The sequence below is a fragment of the Paenibacillus sp. FSL H3-0310 genome, assembly GCF_038002785.1.
Lineage (GTDB): Bacteria > Bacillota > Bacilli > Paenibacillales > Paenibacillaceae > Paenibacillus_AQ > Paenibacillus_AQ odorifer.
Map to the genome: position 1 here is coordinate 164631 of NZ_JBBODC010000003.1, position 16078 is coordinate 180708.

Annotated in this window: 8 protein-coding genes; 7 read left to right on the top strand and 1 reads right to left on the bottom strand. The window is 49.8% G+C overall.

The genetic code is table 11. The features are described from left to right. Nucleotides 1–76: 76 nt before the first annotated feature. The 3 genes from MHH63_RS26885 (at nt 77) to MHH63_RS26895 (ending at nt 8718) form a co-directional block, all read left to right on the top strand. The gene (locus MHH63_RS26885) at nt 77–1015 is read left to right on the top strand and encodes a carbohydrate ABC transporter permease (protein WP_036675858.1); all 939 of its coding nucleotides are present in this window, start codon (nt 77–79) and stop codon (nt 1013–1015) included. A gap of 15 nt (nt 1016–1030) precedes the next feature. Continuing rightward, nucleotides 1031–1870: a carbohydrate ABC transporter permease gene (locus MHH63_RS26890; RefSeq protein WP_081383301.1), complete on the top strand. Its 840-nt coding sequence runs from the start codon at nt 1031–1033 to the stop codon at nt 1868–1870. A 149-nt stretch (nt 1871–2019) separates the two neighbouring features. Further along, nucleotides 2020–8718, top strand: a complete 6699-nt coding sequence (locus MHH63_RS26895) for an S-layer homology domain-containing protein (protein ID WP_341172268.1) — start codon at nt 2020–2022, stop codon at nt 8716–8718. 167 nt (nt 8719–8885) lie between these two features. Here the strand turns inward: MHH63_RS26895 and MHH63_RS26900 are convergent, their stop codons facing one another. Continuing rightward, the gene (locus tag MHH63_RS26900) at nt 8886–9722 is read right to left on the bottom strand and encodes a helix-turn-helix domain-containing protein (protein WP_076185376.1); all 837 of its coding nucleotides are present in this window, start codon (nt 9720–9722) and stop codon (nt 8886–8888) included. Nucleotides 9723–9902: 180 nt separating this feature from the next. Between MHH63_RS26900 and MHH63_RS26905 the strand changes: the two genes are divergently transcribed. From MHH63_RS26905 to MHH63_RS26920, 4 genes are all read left to right on the top strand, one after another. After that, nucleotides 9903–11045 (top strand): DUF2264 domain-containing protein, encoded by a 1143-nt coding sequence (locus tag MHH63_RS26905; RefSeq protein ID WP_248547795.1) that lies wholly within the window; start codon nt 9903–9905, stop codon nt 11043–11045. Between the two features lie 73 nt (nt 11046–11118). Next, complete coding sequence (locus tag MHH63_RS26910) at nt 11119–12927, top strand: hypothetical protein (protein ID WP_312151332.1); 1809 nt, start codon at nt 11119–11121, stop codon at nt 12925–12927. A gap of 72 nt (nt 12928–12999) precedes the next feature. Then, nucleotides 13000–14136, top strand: coding sequence for a glycoside hydrolase family 88 protein (locus MHH63_RS26915; protein ID WP_339172204.1), 1137 nt, complete (start codon nt 13000–13002; stop codon nt 14134–14136). Nucleotides 14137–14146: 10 nt separating this feature from the next. Next, nucleotides 14147–16006 (top strand): DUF2264 domain-containing protein, encoded by a 1860-nt coding sequence (locus MHH63_RS26920; RefSeq protein WP_339247172.1) that lies wholly within the window; start codon nt 14147–14149, stop codon nt 16004–16006. Nucleotides 16007–16078 lie beyond the last annotated feature (72 nt).

Sequence of the window (16078 nt, forward strand, 5' to 3'; positions counted from 1 at the left end):
GCGGGTGAAAGCCCGCCTTTTATATTAAAAAGTATAGATTTGTGGGGAAAGTTTTAGAAGGTTTGGAGGAGAAAGAATGCAGAACGAAACCATATTGGGTACAAAAAAGATCCCTAAACGTCATTTGTCAAAAGGTGTCCGGGAAAACCTGGTAGCTTACAGCTTCATTGCGCCGAACTTTATCGGATTTGCCCTGTTTACACTGGTACCTATGTTTTTTGCCTTTATCCTTGCTTTTGTGAAATGGGACGGGGCCAATCCAATGAAGTTTATCGGGCTGGACAATTTCACCCGGTTGATCAGAGATACAACATTTCACAAAGCATTATGGAATACCATTGTTTACACTATTGGCGTAGTACCGTTCACCATGATTGTCGCGCTGGCGCTGGCGATTCTGCTTAATCAGAAGATAATGGCCCGCAATTTCATGAGAACCGTATTCTTTTTCCCTTATGTAGCATCCCTGGTAGCCGTTGCTGCCGTATGGAACTTTATCTTCAGTCCTACGATGGGTCCGATCAACAATATCCTGCATACCCTTACCGGTATCCCGCTGGAGGATCTTCCCCGCTGGGCAGCGGATAAACACTGGGCGATGTTCACAGTAATACTGTTTACAGTGTGGAAAAACATGGGTTATTACATGGTTATTTACTTGGCAGGTCTTCAGGGCATCAACCCTGAATTGTATGAGGCTGCTGAACTTGATGGTGCGGGCGCGTGGAGAAGATTCCGCAATGTGACGGTCCCTCAACTGGCGCCTACCTCTTTCTTTGTTCTGATGATTCTAGTCATCAATTCGTTCAAAGTCTACGATATCTTTATCAACCTATTTGCCGGCGCCGATAACCAGTTGAATGATTCTACAAGGGTTATGGTGTATCAAATCTACAATACGGCGTTCCGCTCGCTTGATTACGGATATGCCAGCGCCATGGCCATTGTATTGTTTCTGCTGGTACTTGGCATCACCATCGTCCAGTTCCGCGGCGAGAAGAAATACGGACAATAGGAGGATTCAAAAGATATGGTTGGTAAAAGTAAAGGACTTCGAATCAGCATTATGGTTCTTGTGTATATTTTGTTGTTTGCGACAGTACTGGCGATGCTGGTTCCGTATATATGGATGTTGTCTTCTTCACTCAAGATGAACAAAGATGTCTTTTCCTTCCCAATGCAGTGGATTCCACAGAATCCGCGCTGGGAGAATTTCGCGGATATCTGGACACGCATTCCGCTGGGCCGTTTTATTTACAATACGGCGAAACTATCGATTATCGTAACGATTCTACAACTACTGACTTCCAGCTTTGCTGCGTACGCGTTCTCCAAACTGCATTTCCGGGGAAAAAACATTCTATTCCTTGGATATATTGCAACGATTGCGATCCCTTGGCAGGCTTACATGGTGCCGCAATTTATCCTGATGCGTTACATGGGACTTAACAACACGCATTTGGCAATCATACTGCTGCAGGCATTCTCGGCATTTGGAGTATTTCTGATGCGCCAGTTCTATCAAGGTGTTCCGGATGAATTATGCGAGGCTGCCCGTATTGACGGCTTGAGCGAATATGGAATTTGGGCGCGAATCATGCTGCCGTTGTCCAAGCCAGCCTTGTCTACATTGACGATCTTCACCTTTGTCGCTACCTGGAATGACTTCCTAGGGCCAATGATTTATCTGACAGATACGAAACTCAAGACTATCCAAATCGGACTAAGAATGTTCATCTCGCAATATTCCGCCGAATATGGCCTGATTATGGCCGCGAGTGTGGTGTCCATTATTCCGGTTGTAATTGTTTTCCTGGCTCTGCAAAAGTACTTTGTACAAGGTGTTGCAGCATCGGGCATTAAGGGCTAGAACCGTATTTGACCTGGCAGTTGCATGCTTCATAGGCTGCCAGGTTTTTTTATAAGTCAAAGGGGTCTGTATAACTCTAGTAATTATTCATTTAACAATAAAATGAATACGCTTTCTTTTATTATTGGCCATCAAAGGAGGAGAAGAGAATGAACAGAAAGCACTTTCGAAAAAGGCTTTTCTCAATAACGATGACTACTGCGCTCGTAGTTGGGATGTTTCCGGCATTCACTCTGCCTGCAGCCTCTGCTGCTACCGTAAATTCTATCTACGCTGCCGCCCATATGGGGGCTACAACAATTGCAGATACAACGCTGCCAGCCAGCATTGATATCGGAGGCCAGAGCACAGCAGTGAACTGGAATATTGGAGCAGATACCTTTGCCGTGCCATACGATGCCGTGACCGTCAGCGGTACAGCAAACGGGGGGCCGGTCGTAGCCAGTGTGGAAGTTATTCCGCCCGCAAGTAATCCGTTGGTTTACTTTGTGGATAGCGGCAGAGGGGGCGATTCCGTAGGCAACGGGCCTACTTCCTCGCCGCTGTACGAAGCGGTCCGCACGCTGAGCGGCAGCGATTTGCTCAACCAGTCACCCGACCAGAAGTATATCAGCGGTACGGCGGACTGGGGATTTGATGATTCCGTAAACAAGGTCAAGAATTCCAAAGACGGGGGACTTACCGATCCAGCCACCGATCCGTCCCTATGGACTGTCGGACTTCGTGCCGACCCTGCCAGCAATCATATCGTGTATAAATTAAAAGCGCTTGAAGCTGGAACCTATACGCTCAGCAGCGGTTTCCATGATTGGTACGGCAGCCGCTCCCGTGTAATACGTCCTCAGATCGAGTATAAGGATGCTAGCGGGGCAACCAAGACCATCTTGTTTGACCAGTTCAACACTAATGTGACTAAACTAATTTCCGGCGAATTCACCATTCCTGGAGACATTGACGTTAGTAGTCCAATGACGTTGACTTACGCCTATGTTGCTGACGAAAAACCTATTTTGAGCTGGTTCGCCGTTGCCAAGGGCGGAATCAAGAAACAGATCGAAGAGGCTACACAGAGCGCAGCTTCTATGGTCAAGGTTCTGCTTGACGGCAACGATATCCAAGCTGACAATGTCAACGGCCTCACATTCAAGGGATTTGGCGTACTAAGCGCTAACAGCACCAGTGCGCTTTTGATGGACTATAAGTCAGAGCATCCAGAGGCTTATGCAGAAATGCTACAGATCTTGTTCGGTGGAGAACATCCGCTCATGACGCATGTGAAAATCGAGATGGGCAATGACCGCAATAACTCCACGGGACCTGACCCGGCGACTATGCGTACGGCCGATGAAGAGGCAAATGTTACCCGGCATCCCGGCTTCCAGCTTGCCGCAGATGCCAAGGCGGTGAACCCTGATCTTAAAGTGAGCATCCTGAGATGGAGTGCTCCGGCCTGGGCGAATAACAACGACAAAATCTATACCTGGTACAAAAAAACCATTCTGGCCGCTTATCGTGAATACGGTTATATGGCCGATTACGTTAATCCTTATGTCAACGAGCACGCTCCAGATTTGGCGTGGACCAAACAGTACGCTGAGAGAGTCAAGACTGACAGCGAAGGCTTCAACAGCACCGAAGAGCGGGAACTGTACAACCGGATCAAGTCTGTGATATCCGATGAAGTCGGGATTGGCAGTTTCGGTGCCAGTATGGTGAGTGATCCTTCTCTGCGGGAAGCCGTGCCGATCGCTGGATACCACTACAACACGGACGACGACAGCGCAGGCAATTTCAAAAAACTTGCAGAACAATATGATATTGAGGTTTGGAACAGCGAGGCGCAGTCTACCTTCAGTAATTCCTCTTTCCGTCCCAACAACAATATGAAAGATCCTACAGTGGCAGGAACAGGAATTGGTGGTGTCGGCAGTCCGCTGGAGATGAGTAACACGATTATTAAAGGATTCGTTAACTCCCGCCGGACACACTTTATTTACCAGCCCGCCATTGGTTCCTTTTATGAAGGCGGACAATATTCCTTCAAGGAATTGGTCAGCATGCGCGATCCGTGGTCGGGATGGATTCATTATGATGCGGGTCTTGTCACTTTGCAGCATTACAGCTGGTTTGCGAATGTAGGCTGGGAGAACGAGGATAATACTGCTGGGATCTGGCGAGCGGTTCCTCAAGCCAGCTCTACAGGTGCGACAGGCACCAATCCGGTCAGCGGCCGCAACGGTTCCCCTAGCTATATAACCCTTGCAGCACCTGATAAAAAAGATTTCTCGACGGTTATCGTGAACGATAGCGAGTATTCCAAAATCTACAAGCTGCAGACAGTCAATATGGCTTATACGGGTAATCCATCCATGGAAGTATGGGAAACCCGTGCCGCTGATGCAGGAGAAGCGTTCAACAGCAATTATATGCAGTATCTCGGTGATGCCACTGCTGATGGCAGCGGGGTGTATACCGTTAAGGTTAAACCGTATTCGACCGTGACTGTGTCTACTTTGAAGAACAAGGACAAAGAAGAATATAATACACCGTTGCCTGTAGAAGGCGAGCGTACCGTACTAGATACCGATACTACAGGAGCGGGACACAGTACTGTGGACAACATTCTGTACGCTGATGATTTTGACTATTCCAAGCAGACTGTCGTGAAGATTGGTGCAGGCGGTCAATCTGAGGGTACCCAGAGCTATATCGAATCCCGCGGCGGTTCCCAAAGCGTTATCCCGCGTTATACCCATGACCGCAACGGGGCATTTGAGGCCTATCTTCCGGACGGTTCAGACAATTATGTCCTGCGGCAGCAGCTGGACACGGGAACCATGGGGCTTGGCGGCACATGGAACAGCGGAGATCCCGTAACGGCCATCGGCGACAACCGGTGGATGAACTACAAGGCCAGTGTTGATGTTTCGTTCGAATCAAACAATACTCAGGGCGGAGCAAATTATGCTGCGATAGGCGCCCGTTATCAGGGAGGTGGCAGTTCCCACTCCATAACCGGTACACCGTATGTGCTGAAATTCTGGTTCGACGGCGGCTGGCAGCTGCTGGTCAACAATAGCGCAGTTGCGAGCGGAAATGCCGCGAACGGTTCCGGCGGCGTGAAGATCGACGGATTCGATACCGCATATGACGCATGGCATAATATTGCCGTTCAGGTTGCAGGCGATAAAGTGACTGCCTATCTGGATGGGGTGAAGCTGGCTTCCTATACAGACCCTACTCCTGAATTGTCCGGCCGGGTAGATCTGGCCAGCGGCTACTATCACGTCCGCTTCGATAATTTGAAGGTGGAGAAGGTTGAGGGCTACACGCCGTATTATTCAGAGCTTCTAGACAATCTTGAGATGTATGACCTGGCAGCTGCTCCGAACCCTAAACTGATATATACCGGGTCGTGGAGCCATATAAATGGAGCGGGCATGTACATTTACCAGCGTTCTCTTTCTACCAGCCAGGCTGTAGACGCTGCAATGGAATATACGTTTGAAGGCACCGGACTGGATATTCTAGGAGCGAATAACGGATCGGCGAAGCTTGAGGTAACGGTGGACGGAAAAGTTATTGTTCTATCGGCTGATACATTAGCTTCCAAGGAGCTGTACCAGACGTACGCACTCCGCGGGCTTAAATATGGCCAGCACCATGTGCAGATAAAGGTGGTAAGCGGCACCTTGGTTGTCGACGCGGTGGCGGTTGTTTCCGGGGAAGTAACCGGTACTGTAGATACTGCTGCTCTTCAGGCGGCGGTAACAGCCGCGAAAGAAATGAACAAACAGGATGAATATTCGGACAGAGACTGGCAGCTCTTCGTAGATGCACAGAGCGCTGCACAGGAAGCACTGGATAATCCTATTTTATACAAATTGGATCAGGAAGGAGTTACTCAGCTTGAAGCACGCCTGATCTCCGCCCAGAACCAGTTGACTACGGGAGATATACGGGAGCTTGTCGCTCCTCAGGATTTGGCTACTTATGCTGGAAAACTGCCGAATCTTCCAGACAAGGTGGAAGCCACTCGGGCAGACGGATCCAAATTGCTGGTATCAGTAAAGTGGAATGTAAATGCGGCCAGCTTCAACAATCCGTATGAACGGGTAGCTGTAACCGGCACTTATGGAAATCTGAAAACAACTTGTTATGTGGAAGTGGTACCGGAGGGGCTCTTATACTTCCTCGATGCTGGTGTATCGGTGGACGGTATCACGCCGCCGTATACGTTAATCAAGGATTTTGTAGGTGACAGCTTGCTTAATAACAAGGCGGATCAGCCTTCGACAGGCAATGGCGTATGGGGGCATACCAGTACTAAGTACCTCCTCAAGGGGCTTGGTGGCGCTGTAGTTCTCTCTGATAAAAGTCAGACAGGTGTTTATGGTTCGGATACAAAAAATAATCCACTTGTATACCTGCTCCCTTTGAATGCAGGCAAATATACGATTACGTCATTCCATCGGGACTGGTGGAACAACACCAACCGCACGATGGATATTACGCTTAGCTATATCGACGCTGAAGGGAAAGAAGTGACCAAACCGGTCCGAACCGGCTTCGTCGCAGGTCCTAATGGCGCTATGATTAACTATGACTTCACGCTTCCGGTGAGCGGTACTGTGAAATACTCAATAAACAATACGTATTCAGGCAATCAGGCTGCATTGATCAGCTATGTGGCTGTAGCTAGAGATAAAGCCAGTGTTGTTAATGAGCAGGCTGTAAATGAGGCTAAGAGTATCATAGAAGGTGCGGTATACAGCGTGCAGAAGGAAGCGGCAAACAGCGAAGAAGCTGTCCAGACTTGGCTGCTGCAGACGATAGGCGCTCTGCCCGGTTTCAATGATACCGGAGTTACGATCGGTGAGATTACCTTGTCTTCCTTCCAAGAAGCAACCGATGAGACTAACGGCAGCTTCAGCTTTACGGTATCACTGAGTAAGGGAGAGGCCACAGCGGACAGTTCGGTGAGCGGAACAATCAAGCTGCCGGAACCGGATACTGTTCAGCCTTTGATTACTCTGTTAGGTGATGCAATAGTGAATTTGCACATCGGTTCTGAATATACAGATGCAGGAGCGACTGCTTATGATGACAAGGATGGTGATATTACAGACCGTATAACTACAACAGTTAGCAGTGAAGTATACGGTTTGACTGCTCTCGATACAGCGAAAGCTGATATTTATACCTTCCATTATAATGTCAGCGATACTGCGGGCAATGAGGCTGAAGAAGTGACAAGAAAAGTAGTCGTTACACTTGATCCGGATGTAATGAAGCCGGTGATTACACTGCTTGGTGAACCGTCCATTCAACTGGAAAATGGCGCAAGCTATATGGATGCCGGAGCCACAGCGGTAGATGACCGTGACGGCGACATTACGGAGCTTATTATAGCAACGATTACGAAGAATGAGGAGAATGTGCTGGCACTGGACACTAAGGCGGCAGGCATCTACACCTATCATTATAATGTGAGTGATGCGGCGGGCAACGCGGCTATCGAAGTGACTAGAACCGTGACAGTGGGCGAAGCAGAGCAACCTCCGGTAGTGACGCCAACACCAACACCAACACCAACACCAACACCAACACCGACATCGACGCCGGAACCGGAGCCAACAACAGCACCAACATCTACGCCGGCGCCAACGGAAGCACCAGTGTGGACGGTAGCACCGACACCAGCAGTCACCCCGTCCCCAACGCCAACACCGCTGCCGCAGACCGAAAAGGTTCTTGACCCAAAGGATTTCACGGCACCGGTTGGAGGAGTAATAACGGTTCAGCTTACTGAAGCTACAGAATCCGTACTGCTTCCAGCAGGATTATCAGGAATCATCGGAGAGAAGACTCTAAGTCTGGCTTGGAGTAAGGTTGTTATCAATTTGACCCCAGAAGTGCTGAAGAGCATTCAAGAAAAAGCTACTGGAGGTCAAACGGAGGGGGCGCGAATTAAGCTCTCAGCAGTGAAGGTATCCAGAGATGCTGTGGAACAGTTAATCAATAATCGGGCTGTTAATGGTTCCGTACATTTATCTGCGGCAAGTGATGTGATTAACTTCAGCTTGGAGGTTGTTGCTGCCAACGGCACTGCTGTAACGGTAACTGCTTTTGATAAACCGTTGACACTTACGTTCAACGTAGATCCGGATGCCAATATAAGCTTGCTCGGCAGCTACTATATTTCTGCAAATGGTGCGCTTGAATTCATGGGCGGAACGTTGACTAATGGTAAATGGACTGCTGAAATACGGCATTTCAGCCAGTATGCAGTCCTGGAATACGATAAGCTGTTCACAGATGTCAGCAGTGACAGCTGGGCCAGCAATGTAATTAAGACCATGGCTGCGAAGCATATTATTGAAGGCATTTCCAGTACGGAGTTTAATCCGCAAGGGGATGTAACTAGGGCACAATTCGCTGCTATGATTGCACGCGCGCTTGGGCTTAAGGCAGGAAGCCATGCAACATTTGGTGATGTGGATTCCAAGGCCTGGTATGCCGATGCCGTTGCAGCTGTTAGTGGAGCTGGCATCGTGCTCGGACGCAGTGCGGATTCGTTCGCCCCGGATCAGAGCATTACCCGCGAGGAAATGGCTGTGATGATCGTTCGCGCTTATGAATATTTGCAGGGAAGCGAGACCAATGAGCCTGCTGTAGGATCGTTCAGTGATTATTCCCGGATTCATGACTGGGCGAAGAACGCAGCAAACATCGCCGAACAGGCGGGACTGATCAAGGGACGCGGCAATAAGCAATTCGCGCCACAAGAGACGATGACCCGTGCCGAAGGTGCGCAAGTTATCTCCAATCTGCTGGGATATTTGTAAGTAGCATTTCAAAGAACCTGGCAGGCTGCATTAAGCGGGCTGCCAGGTTCTTTATAGATTTGGAGAGGCGGGGGAGTGCTTAGGAAAACAGCGGCCGGAAGTCCAACTATTCACCGCAGTAGCGATTGCATCTTTTTTGAAGAATCCTTGAATTTGAGTTTTAAAGCTCAGCTTCTTTTACTATATTTTCCGGGTGGAATGCCCGTGATGTTCTTGAAGGTACGGATGAAATTGGCATAATCGTTAAAGCCGGACAGATAGCAGGTATCGGATACGGAGTTCCCGGCGGACAAGAGCTGCTTGGATAACGCAATTTTTTTGAGCAAGACGTAACGGTAGATGGTTCCGCCTGTCTGCTGTTTGAACAGATGGCTAAGATAATATTTATCGACGTTCAGTTCTCCAGCGATTTGCTCCAGTGACAGATTTAGATGCAAGTGGTTGTCGATATAGCTCATGGCTGATTGAATATGTGAGGAAATAATGCTGGGTACGGTGGATCGGGTGCGGCTGTACAGCTCATTGATGAGGACGAGGATCTGAACCAGGTAGGTCAGAGCCAGAACTTCGCTCCCGTACTGCTGATTCTCTAATGTCTCAATCAGGCGGGAAGCAAGGGTTGTATACTCTTCAATCAGCGGTTCATCCATTTGCGCGAGATTATGCTCTCCGGGCTGGCGGTTCTGGAAACAAGCGAGCAGATTTGTAGATGCGGTACAGAAGGGATAGACAAGTGGAGCTTTGAAATGGATTGTCAACCGTTCATAGGGCTCCGGAGATAAATTGATGATTTTATGAATCTCGTGATTGTTGAACAACAAGACATTGCCCCGCTGCAGGGGATAGCTGAACTGATCTACAAAACCGTTCACCTTGCCGCCCAAGAACAGGAAAATTTCATAGTGGTCATGGATGTGGAAATCCCTGGTAGGTGAGATCGGCGAATTTCCGATACCTGCCAGAATATCTCCATCGAACGGCTCATAATACTGGGCATGCTTCATTGGAATTGCCCCTTTCAGATTGATCACAATATACGCAATAAAACATCATTATTCGCAAAGACATTGCAATAATACAACACTAAACTATAGTAGAAGATTACGCAATATAACAAGATTCAGGCGTTAGGCAAGAGAAGTAGTTGTAGCTGATTAGATGCAATTGAAAGGGTGGAATTGTGCATGAATGGGAAGGAACAGCGTAAATACTGGCTGGATACAATGCTGCTGATCGGGGGGCCTGTGCTGAATGCTTTGGCTGAGCGGAAATTAAAGGAACAGCTGCCTACAAAGTTTCATAGTGACCGGAGCCAGTTTGCCCATTTGGAGGCTTTTGCTAGATTGGCATGTGGAATGGCCCCTTGGCTTGAGCTAGAGGGACTTGAGGGTGAGGAAGAACAGCTTAGAGCGCGTTATGCCGGGCTAATGCTGGAAGCCATTGATGCCGCTGTTGATCCGAATTCACCTGACTATATGGAATTCAAGGCTGAAGGCCAACCGCTGGTTGATGCGGCATTCCTGGCACATGCGCTGGTGCGTGCACCAAAGCAGCTTGCCGGCAAGCTGAGTGCGCGGGTCAAAGGCAATGTAATAACAGCGCTGAAGCAGACACGCCGGACAGCGCCAAGCGGCAGCAACTGGCTGCTGTTCAGCGCAATGGTGGAAGCCGCTTTGTATATACTTGGCGATCCTGAATATGACCGGATGCGCGTTGGTTATGCGGTCCATATGTTCATGGATTGGTATAAGGGCGACGGAGTTTACGGGGATGGCAAGGACTTTCACTGGGATTATTACAACAGCTTTGTTATTCAGCCGATGCTGGTGGATGTGGTGGCACTTTTTGAACAGGAGTTGGAGCAATATTCCGCATTGAAACCGCTGATTCTGGAACGGGCACAGCGATACGCTACTGTTCTCGAACGGATCATTGCACCGGATGGAACCTATCCCTTTATCGGGCGTTCGATCGTTTACCGTTTTGGGGCGTTTCAACTGCTGTCGCAGGCGGCGCTGCAGCATTTTCTGGAGGAAGCATTACCCCCTGCACAGGTACGCTGCGCTTTGACAGCTGTGATTACGCGAATTATGGAGTATCCGGGTACGCTTGATGAGTCCGGATGGCTACGTCCGGGGGTATACGGTTATCAGCCGGAGCTTGCGGAGAGCTATATCAATACAGGCAGTCTTTATTTATGCGCCTCCGTATTCCTCCCGCTGGGGCTGCTCCCTTCTGATCCATTCTGGTCAGGGGAAGAGATGAAATGGACTTCACTAAAAATTGCAGCCGGTGAGGATGTTATGAGAGATCATGCCTTGGAATAAAAAGTATTCAGCCATATTAGTGAAGAATAAGATGCTTCGCGGATCTGACTGACCTTTAAGGAGGAAAAAAGGCATGAATAAACAGATGCTTTTGGAAATAGTGCATGAAATGAAGCCAGTCGATCTGAGCTTGTATTATCCAAAGGGGGATGCGGCTGCTTTTTGGAAACGGGCGTTATCATCGGGAGTACTACAGGCAGATATCAGCGAGATCCGCGCGGAGGCGGTAAGGCTGGACGGGCAGTCTATACCTGAACTGTCGTATACGTTATTTTCCATTTATTCGCGTACGGGTTCGAGGCTGGAATATGAACGGGTCTATTTTGAACGGAGAAGAAGGCTGAATACTTATGTATTTCTGGCTTTGCTGGAGCCGGAACATCCGGAAGTACTGGAGAAGCTGGAGGACATCCTCTGGGCTATATGCGATGAGTACACCTGGTGTCTTCCGGCCCACCTCCCAGCGGATCATAATGCAGCTGATATCAACCGGTATATTGATCTGTTTTCTTCCGAGACCGGATTTACTTTAAGTGAAGTTTTACTTTTGCTCGGGGAACGACTTTCGCAGCTTCTGAGATCCCGAATCCACCATGAAGTAGAGCGGAGACTGTTTCGTCCATTTCTTGAAAATGGTCCTTATGATTGGGAGACAGCGCGGCATAATTGGGCAGCGGTCTGTGCGGGATCAATCGGGGCTGCTGCCTTGCTGTCTGTGGAGGACCCAGCCATGCTTGCGGATATTCTGCTGAGGACAGAGCGCGCCATGTTGTATTACCTGGAAGGGTTCGGTGAGGACGGTGCCTGTCTGGAAGGCCTTGGATACTGGAATTATGGGTTTGGTTATTTCACTTATTATAGCGATCTCCTCTGTTCCAGAAGCGCAGGCAGACTGGACTGGTTCAACCAAGAGAAGGTAGCGCAAATCGCGCGCTTCCAACAAAAATGTTTCATTGACGGAAGTCATGTAGCCAATTTCTCTGATTCAGTGCCTCAGGTGCTAGTACATATGGGATTGTCTCATTATCTGGCGGAAGTCTGTACGGATGTCGAACGCCCCCCATCCGCTTTGCGCGCTCCTTACACTGAAGATCATTGCAGCCGCTTTGCACCGGCTTTCCGCAATCTGATCTGGACGACGGCTGGCAAGGAGGACGAAGCTTGGCAAGCCGCCAGCTATTATCTCCCTGATGCCGCTTGGCTTGTCTCGCGTTATGTGTCGGAGGCGGGTTCATTCGGATTCGCAGCCAAGGGCGGGCACAATGCTGAACCGCATAACCATAATGATCTGGGACATTTCATTCTGAGCGGCCGGGGAGAGATCTACGCATCCGATCTTGGAAGCGGAGAGTATACCGCTGATTATTTTGGGGCTGGCCGTTACCAGTATGACTGCAATGGATCGCAGGGCCATTCGCTGCCGATCATTGATGGCCAGTATCAGCTGGCCGGTCGGGCGTTCAGCTCCACAGTGCTGCATGCATCGGCGGAGGAGAATGATGAGCTGACATTGGATCTGACACAGGCGTATCAGGTAACAGGACTACAGTCCTTAATCCGTTCGTTCGTCTGGCATAAAGAGGAATGTCCACGGCTGGAGCTGACAGACACTTACCGGTATGCGGGAATTCCGGCGAGCTGGACGGAGCGGTTTGTCACCTGGCGTGAGCCGAAGCTCCTTCATCCGGGTACCTTGCTGCTGCCGGGGACTACGGCTCGCGGCGTTGAAGTGACATACGATTCGCTGAAAGTTGAGCTGGAGATTACTGTGCATATGTACCGGGATCATTTTGGCATGGAGAAGCTCTGGTATAGTCTGGACTTCCATGTGCTTCAGCTTGGCGCGGTGGGCAAACTGGCATTCACTTTTCAATTTCTATAAAAGATGGGCCTGAGCTTATAAAAAATCCTCTATCAGAGGGTAGAGGCTAATTCGAATAAAGGCGGGATTTAGATGAGTAGATTAGTAAAGCAAGCTTGGGTAGACGAGGCTTGGGGCAAAGCCTTGGAGAAGACTAGAACGAACAGCCGGAGAATCGGTGCAGAATTCCCCCATGCCAGTCAAGGCGGCAAATACGTGCTTGAAGCACCAAACTGGTGGACGGCTGGCTTTTGGCCGGGAATGCTCTGGCAGCTCTATGCTGAGAGTGGTGATGAGGATTTGAAAGCGATTGCTGAGCAGTGTGAGGAACGGCTTGACGAGGTGCTGGATGGTTATGTGAAGCTGGACCATGACCTAGGTTTTATGTGGCTGTTGACCAGTGTTGCGAACTACAAGCTCACGGGCAGAGAAGCATCACGAGTCCGGGCGTTGAAGGCAGCCAACTATCTGGCGGCCCGCTTCAATCTGAAAGGACGCTACATCCGGGCCTGGAATCCATGGAGTGAAGGCGAGGATAACAGCGGGGTAGCCATTATCGATTGCTGCATGAATACCAGCCTGCTTTTTTGGGCCTCCGAAGTAACAGGGGATCCACGTTATCGGCATATCGCTGAGGCGCATATGGATACGGTGCTGGAGCACTTCATCCGGCCGGATGGTTCGGTTTATCACATCGTCAAATTCAACCCGGAATCGGGCGAAGTGGTTGAAAAGCTTGGCGGGCAAGGTTATGCGCCCGAGTCGGCTTGGTCGCGCGGGGCAGCCTGGGCGCTCTACGGACTGTCATTGGCCTATCATCATACGGGCAAACAGAGTTACCTCAATGCATCCAAGCAGGTCGCGCATTTCTTCTTGACCCGTCTGCCCGAAGATCACGTTCCACATTGGGATTTCCGTGCTCCCGGTGAAGTTGGCGAGATTCGTGATAGCTCTGCTGGTTCCTGTGCAGCGAGTGGCTTGCTGTTGTTAGCTAGCCAGGTGGACGACTCGGAGGCTCATGTGTATCGGAACGGGGCTATAAGAATTACTGAATCCCTTTATCGGAATTATGGAACTTGGGACAATGCAGAAGAAGAAGGATTGCTGCTTCATGGTACGAGTAACTATCCTGAAGATCGGAATATAGATGTTCCGCTTATCTATGGTGATTTCTTCTATGTCGAAGCGCTAGCCCGGCTAAAAGATGCCGGACCGTTCTACTGGGAATAGGGGGCATATAATGCAGACTGAAAAGACTTTTACGACTATTGCTAAAAATCCGCTAAAGACCCGGGAGGATCTGGTCTCTGCTCTTGAACAGCTTACAGATCCGCTTCGGCCGCTCTACAGCAGAGGCGGCGCACGGCTGGCAATCGGCGGAACAGGAGCCAGCTATTCAGCAGCAACTGCAGAAATGGAAGGTTTCTCCCGGGTATTGTGGGGCTTAGTGCCCCTGCTCATGGGAGGCGGAGAAAACGGGCTTTGGGATACTGTGCTGGATGGCATACGCCACGGCACGGATCCTGCCCATGAAGAATACTGGGGTGAAGTTCAAGATTATGACCAGCGTCTGGTAGAGATGGCGGTCTTCGGTTTCGCCTTAGCCGCCATTCCTGAACAGATCTGGTCACCACTTACCCAGAAGGAACAGGAGCAATTGTACAGCTGGCTGAATCAGATTAATTCCCATCCTTGCTATGACTGCAACTGGCTGTTCTTCAACGTGCTAGTTAATGTCGGATTCCGCAGAATCGGCCGACCCTACGACGCGGAGCAGCTAGAGAACAATCTGAAGCGAATGGATGATTTTTATCTGGGTGATGGCTGGTACAGTGATGGAATTAACGGGCATAGCGATTATTATGTTCCTTTTGCCATCCATTACTATGCGTTACTGTACGCGAAGCTGATGGAACAGGAGGACCCGGAACGTTCACAGGTGTTCAAAGAACGGGCCCGGCTTTTTGCCACCGAATTCTTGGGCTGGTTCGCTCCGGACGGATCTGCCCTTCCTTATGGAAGGAGCTTAACCTACCGCTTTGCCCAGTCTGCTTTCTGGAGCGCACTCGTCTATGCAGGCGTTGAAGTATTCCCTGTAGGTGTGGTCAAAGGATTAGTACTGCGCAATTTGCGCTGGTGGTTCAGCCAACCGATCTTTGATGCCGGAGGCGTTCTGACGATTGGTTATACCTACCCCAACTTGGTCATGGCGGAGAATTATAACGCTCCCGGTTCGCCCTACTGGGCGTTAAAGACATTCCTGCCATTGGCTCTCAGCGCGGAGCATCCATTCTGGAAAGAAGAGGAACTGCCGCTGCCGGATATTCCTGCAGTTATAGTCCAGAAACCTGCGCATCTTGTCATTGTCCGCGAACCTGCTTCCGGCCATGTCGCTGCCTTCAACAGTGGTCATCTATATACGAATGAGCATACCCACACGTCTGCCAAGTATGAGAAATTCGTATACTCAACAGGCTTCGGGTTCAGCGTACCCCGCTCCGAATGGGGATTGTCTCAAGGGGCATTTGATTCCATGCTCGCTCTAAGTGAGAGCGGGGACAACTTGTATCGGGTCAGACGGCGGAATATGGAGTCAAAAATTGTGGACAATGTGCTGCACTCCGTCTGGAAGCCATGGACTAATGTGGAGGTTCGGACCTGGATCGTTGCTGGGCTGCCCTGGCATATTCGGATACACCGGATCGAGACCGGACGACCGTTGGACGCTGCAGAGGGCGGCTTCGCACTTGGTCAGGAAGCGGGGGTGGAACAGCAGATCGGCCTTACAACCGCCGCAGTATCTACAGCATGGGGAACAAGCGGAGTCAAGGGTTTGATCGGCTATGAAAAGGCTGAGCTAATTTGGCCTAATGCCAACACAAACCTGCTTCATCCCCGGACTGTTTTGCCTACACTGACGACTTTCCTTGAGCCTGGAATCCACTGGCTGGCTTCGGCTGTATACGGTGATCCGTCGGGAGATTCTTGCGGTGGTATTCTTGAACAATCACCTGAGTCTATTTTGAAGGTTACTTTTGATAAGGACATCATAAAGGTTTTTACGTCTAGTGAAGCGGAATTTATTATCAAAAGAGAGTGAGAATTACCGCTAACAACATTGTGTTAAAAAGACAAGTAATTGAGTAGAGTATGACTGATTTCTCGTATGAAA